This window comes from Nocardioides sp. (genome assembly GCF_016462705.1).
Classification (GTDB): Bacteria; Actinomycetota; Actinomycetes; order Propionibacteriales; family Nocardioidaceae; genus Nocardioides.
The window spans coordinates 1-5,730 of record NZ_JAEMSS010000225.1; the positions used below are offsets into that span (position 1 = coordinate 1).

4 protein-coding genes are annotated in these 5,730 nt (G+C 73.0%); 2 read left to right on the forward strand and 2 right to left on the reverse strand.

Annotated elements, in window-relative coordinates:
• The coding region (locus tag JHD21_RS19915; RefSeq protein WP_292678849.1) for a PH domain-containing protein at positions 1-310 on the forward strand (310 nt) is incomplete at its 5' end.
• Here JHD21_RS19915 and JHD21_RS19920 read toward each other — a convergent pair.
• Positions 291-902 (reverse strand): DinB family protein, encoded by a 612-nt coding sequence (locus JHD21_RS19920; protein WP_292678851.1) that lies wholly within the window; start codon positions 900-902, stop codon positions 291-293. The genes JHD21_RS19915 and JHD21_RS19920 overlap by 20 nt on opposite strands.
• Positions 903-981: 79 nt before the next feature.
• Here JHD21_RS19920 and JHD21_RS19925 point away from each other — a divergent pair, with 79 nt between their 5' ends.
• Entirely contained in the window at positions 982-4,371 is a 3,390-nt protein-coding gene (locus JHD21_RS19925) for a pyruvate carboxylase (RefSeq protein ID WP_292678855.1), read from the forward strand.
• 40 nt (positions 4,372-4,411) lie between these two features.
• Here JHD21_RS19925 and JHD21_RS19930 read toward each other — a convergent pair.
• Positions 4,412-5,730: right-handed parallel beta-helix repeat-containing protein (locus tag JHD21_RS19930; protein WP_292678853.1), on the reverse strand; the 1,319-nt coding region annotated here is incomplete at its 5' end.

Below are 5,730 nucleotides of genomic sequence, written 5' to 3' on the forward strand. Positions count from 1 at the left end.
GCAGCTCGCCGATGCGCTCGACCGGCTCGCCGCCGACCGGGCCCGGTCGCTCGGGCACGCGCTGGTCGACGGGCACGTCGTCGCCCGGGCCGGCAGCGTCGTCCGCCGCCGGCGGGCCCTCCACGTCGACCACGTCATCGGCTGGAACTTCCGGGCCACCTGGTTCCAGCGCCGGGTCGGGCTGACCACCCTGGTCGCGACGACCGCCGGTGGCGGCCAGGCGGTGCCCGTCCCGGACATCCCGGAGAGCCTGGCGGTCGAGCTCTCCGAGCAGGCGCTGCCCGAGCTCGTCAGGCAGTTCCGCGCATGAGCACGGCCAGGTCGCGCTCGGCGTAGCCGCGGTGGTGCCACTCCTCGTTGACCACGGTGGCCAGGCACGGGCCGACCGGGAAGTCCTCGTTGAACGGCCAGCCCTCGCTCCTGAACTCGACCGTGCTCTCGATCTGCTCCTGGGTGAGCTCGTCGAGGAAGGCCCGCACCCGGGCGACCCGGTCCGCCCTGAGCGCGAGGACGTCCGCCAGCGGCGGGCGCGCGTCGCGCTCGTACCGGATGGGATGGGGGAAGCGCTCGTAGCCGTCGAAGGGCAGGTCGAGGGGGTCGTAGGGGTCGGGCACCGCCTGGACCACCGCGAACACCCACAGGTCGGTCGCGTAGGCGAGGTGCCGGAGCGTCTGGACGAACGACCACTCCCCCGCGACCGACTCGTGCAGCCGGTCCTCGTCGAGGGTCAGTGCCTTCGCCATCGTCTCGCCCCAGAGCCGCTCGAGGTCGGCCCAGGCCTCGCGGTAGGCCTCGGGGGTACGCGGCAGGTAGGGGTTGGAGTCGTCGTAGCCGTCGCCCTGGTCCTCGTGGAAGTCCTGCTCCTCGCCGGTATCGCCGGTGTCGCCGCTGCCGTCAGCCATGGCACCCATGAGACGGGAAACGTCCCCGCAACGCCACCCCCCTAGGTTTGACGTCATGGCTGGGTACGTGTCTGGGCACATGTTTGGCAAGGTCCTGGTCGCCAACCGCGGCGAGATCGCGATCCGGGCGTTCCGCGCGGCCTACGAGCTGGGCGCGCGGACCGTGGCGGTGTTCCCCCACGAGGACCGCGGGTCCGAGCACCGGCTGAAGGCCGACGAGGCCTACGAGATCGGCGAGCGCGGCCACCCGGTCCGCGCCTACCTGGACCCGGACGCGATCGTCGCCGTCGCCCTGCGCTCCGGGGCCGACGCGGTCTACCCGGGCTACGGGTTCCTGTCCGAGAACCCCGCACTCGCCGAGGCCTGCGCCAACGCCGGGATCACCTTCGTCGGGCCGCCGGCCGAGATCCTGGAGCTGACCGGCAACAAGGCGCGGGCGATCGCCGCCGCCAAGGCCGCCGGTGTCCCGACGCTGGCCTCGGTGGCCCCGTCCACCGACGCGGACGCCCTGGTCGAGGCGGCCTCGGGCCTGGACCTGCCGCTGTTCGTCAAGGCCGTCGCCGGCGGGGGCGGGCGGGGCATGCGCCGGGTCGAGCGGGCCGAGGACCTCCGCGAGGCCGTCGAGGCCTGCATGCGCGAGGCCGAGGGCGCCTTCGGCGACCCGACGGTCTTCATCGAGCAGGCGGTCACCGACCCGCGGCACATCGAGGTGCAGATCCTGGCCGACGCGCAGGGCGAGGTCATGCACCTCTTCGAGCGAGACTGCTCGGTGCAGCGCCGGCACCAGAAGGTCGTCGAGATCGCCCCGGCCCCCAACCTGGACCCGGCGGTCCGGGAGAGCATGTGCGCCGACGCGGTGCGGTTCGCCCGCGAGATCGGCTACCGCAACGCCGGCACCGTCGAGTTCCTGCTCGCGCCCGACGGCACCTACGTGTTCATCGAGATGAACCCGCGGATCCAGGTCGAGCACACGGTCACCGAGGAGGTCACCAACGTCGACCTGGTGCAGGCCCAGCTGCGGATCGCGTCCGGCGCCACCTTCACCGACCTGGGGCTCAGCCAGGAGACCGTCTCGGTGCGCGGCGCGGCGCTCCAGTGCCGGATCACCACCGAGGACCCGGCCAACAGCTTCCGCCCGGACACCGGCGTGATCACGACCTACCGCTCCCCCGGTGGCGCCGGCGTGCGGATCGACGGCGGCACGACGTACACCGGAGCGGAGGTCTCCGCGCACTTCGACTCGATGCTGTCCAAGCTCACCTGCCGCGGCCGCGACTTCGACGGCGCGGTGCAGAAGGCCCGCCGGGCGATCGCCGAGTTCCGGATCCGCGGCGTGACCACCAACATCGCGTTCCTCCAGGCGGTGCTCTCCGACCCGGACTTCGCGGCGGGCCGGATCACGACGTCGTTCATCGAGACGCACCCGCACCTGCTCCAGGCCCGGGCCACCGGCGACCGGGGCACCAAGCTGATGACCTACCTGGCCGACGTGACGGTCAACAAGCCGCACGGCGATGCCCCCGTCAGCGTCGACCCGGCGACCAAGCTGCCGCGCCTGGACCTCGGGGTGCCGGCACCCGACGGGTCCCGTCAGCTGCTCCTCGAGGTCGGGCCGGAGGAGTTCGCACGCCGGCTGCGGGCCCGGACGACGGTGGCGGTCACCGACACGACCTTCCGGGACGCCCACCAGTCGCTGCTCGCGACCCGGGTCCGCACCCGTGACCTGCTGCAGGTGGCGGGCCACGTGGCCCGCACCACCCCCGAGCTCTGGTCGCTGGAGTGCTGGGGCGGGGCGACGTACGACGTGGCCCTGCGCTTCCTGTCCGAGGACCCGTGGGAGCGGCTGGCGGCCCTGCGCCAGGCGGTCCCCAACATCTGCCTGCAGATGCTGCTCCGCGGCCGCAACACGGTGGGCTACACGCCCTACCCGACCGAGGTCACCGCGGCGTTCGTCCGCGAGGCCGCCGCGACCGGGCTCGACGTGTTCCGGATCTTCGACGCCCTCAACGACGTCGAGCAGATGCGCCCGGCGATCGAGGCGGTCCGCGAGACCGGGACGACCGTCGCGGAGGTCGCGCTCTGCTACACCGGCGACCTCTCCAGCCCCGACGAGAAGCTCTACACGCTCGACTACTACCTCGGGCTGGCCGAGCGGATCGTCGAGGCCGGCGCACACGTCCTGGCCATCAAGGACATGGCCGGTCTCCTGCGGGCGCCGGCCGCGCGCACGCTGGTCACCGCGCTCCGCGAGCGCTTCGACCTGCCCGTGCACCTGCACACCCACGACACCGCCGGCGGCCAGCTCGGCACCCTGCTGGCGGCGATCGACTCCGGGGTCGACGCGGTCGACGCCGCCTGCGCCTCGATGGCGGGCACGACCTCCCAGCCGGCCCTGTCGGCGCTGGTCTCCGCCACGGACCACTCCGACCGGGAGACGGGGCTCTCCCTGGCCGCCGTCAACGCCCTCGAGCCCTACTGGGAGGCCACCCGGCGGGTCTACGCCCCCTTCGAGTCGGGGCTGCCGGCGCCCACCGGGCGGGTCTACCGGCACGAGATCCCCGGTGGCCAGCTGTCCAACCTGCGCCAGCAGGCGATCGCCCTCGGGCTCGGCGAGAAGTTCGAGCAGGTCGAGGACATGTACGCCGCCGCCAACGACATCCTCGGCAACATCGTCAAGGTCACCCCGTCGTCCAAGGTCGTCGGCGACCTCGCCCTCGCCCTGGTCGGGCTCGGGGCGGACCCGGCGGAGTTCGCCGAGGACCCGGCCCGCTTCGACATCCCCGACTCGGTCATCGGGTTCCTCAACGGCGAGCTCGGCGACCCTCCCGGCGGCTGGCCGGAGCCCTTCCGGACCAAGGCCCTCGAGGGACGCACCTGGAACCCGCCGGCCAGCGAGATCACCGCCGAGCAGAGCGAGGCGCTGGCCGACGGAAGCTCACGCGTGCGCCGCGAGACGCTCAACACGCTGCTCTTCCCCGGACCCACCCGGGAGTTCACGGAGGCGCGCCAGACCTACGGCGACGTCTCCGTGCTGCCCACGATCGACTACCTCTACGGCCTGCGCTACGGCGAGGAGCACGAGGTGACCATCGAGGAGGGGAAGACGATCCTGCTCGGCCTCCAGGCGATCGGCGAGCCCGACGAGCGCGGCTTCCGGTCGGTGCTGGCGACCATCAACGGCCAGCTCCGCCCGATCAGCATCCGCGACCGCGGCGTCTCCTCCGACGTCAAGGCGGCCGAGAAGGCCGACCCGGCCACGCCGGGGCACGTCGCCGCGCCGTTCCAGGGCGTCGTGACCGTGGTGGTCGAGGAGGGCTCCCAGGTGTCCGCCGGCGAGACGGTGGCCACCATCGAGGCGATGAAGATGGAGGCGTCGATCACCGCGCCGGTCGACGGCACGGTCGAGCGGGTGGCGCTGGGGGGCACGCAGGCCGTCGACGGCGGCGACCTGGTGCTCGTCCTGTCCTGATCCGGACCGATCCCGGCCTGGTCCGGCGGAGCGGCCGCCCTCAGGACGTCGTGGTCAGCCGGTCCTGCCCGGACCGGGCCTGCCAGTCGGCCAGGGTGGCGCTGGTGGTGCCGTCGCCGTAGCTGGCGAAGACCGGCCCGGTGAAGTGGATCCGGTTGGCGTCGACCACCAGCCGGGCGGCGAGGGGGTCGACGCCAAGGTGGTAGACCTTCTGCCACTGGCTGACCGTGTTGCCGGTGATGGCCAGGCCGTTGACGTCGCTGGAGAACACGTCGCCCGTCGAGATGGCGTAGACGAACCAGTCCAGGTCGGCGAAGGTGTTGCTCTGGACCACCATGGCGGTGGCGCAGCGCAGGATCAGCCCGATGGAGCGCTCGAGCCGGCTGCCCGGCGCCCGGCCCCGGGCGTCGTTGCCGGCGAAGACGTTGCCCACGCAGTCGCCGAGCGGGTTGTTGCCGTCGGGGCTCGTGCCCGTCTCCAGGACGTTCTCGTTGTCGGCGATGGTGTTGGCGACCATCCGCACGTGGGAGGAGTTGAAGATCTCGAACGCCCCGCCGTCGTAGCCGTAGTCCGCCGACGGCCCGGAGTTGCCGGTGATGACGTTGCGGGTCGCGACCGCCCCCGGGAGGGCGTCGACGTTGGCGAAGGTGACGCCGTTCGCCCCGTAGTCGTCGCTGCCGCCCGGGGTGTTGCGGATGAGCACGTCGTTGCCGTGGATGTGGTTGTCGGCGACGAGCGCGCCCTTGCCGCCGCCGTTGAGGTAGACCCCGGTGCCCGTCCCCGAGATGTCGTTGCCGACGACGACCGGGGCGTCCGCGCCGTGGACGAACACGCCGTAGCACCCGAACGGCAGGCCGTGCTGGTTGGTCCCGCGGCTGTCCCGGATGGTGACGCCGCGCACCGTCACGCCGGTGGCGCCGTCGTGGATCCGGACCGCGCTGCTGCCGTTGTCGCCCACACCGCCCGGCGGGGACGGGTCCGGCACGCAGCCGGTGACCGTGACGCCGCTCAGCGTGACCCCGGGAGCAGCGAGCCGGACGACGTCCTGCACGCCGGCGCGACCGACCACCCGCACCTGGTGCCCCGGCGCGGCCGTGACCGTCTGGCCCGCCTTCGTGACCGTGAACGGCTCGTAGGTGCCGGTCTCGACCAGGATCGTCGCGCCGGGCGGTGCGGTCGCCGTCGCCTTCTGGATGGTCCGCCACGGGGCGAGCAGGCCGTCGGCGGTGTCGCTGCCCGATGGGCTGACCCGGTAGACGACCGCTGCCTGCGCCGGCGAGCCCGGGACGAGGATGGTCAGCGCTGCCGCGACGACCGCCGCCGCCAGGAGCCCGACGGCGCGGCGGGTGACTGCCGGTC

What these genes read in the sequence shown, in the direction of transcription:
- JHD21_RS19920 (WP_292678851.1), bottom strand. Translation starts at nt 902, where the DNA reads ATGGCTGACGGCAGCGGCGACACCGGCGATACCGGCGAGGAGCAGGAC.
- JHD21_RS19925 (WP_292678855.1), top strand. Translation starts at nt 982, where the DNA reads ATGTTTGGCAAGGTCCTGGTCGCCAACCGCGGCGAGATCGCGATCCGG.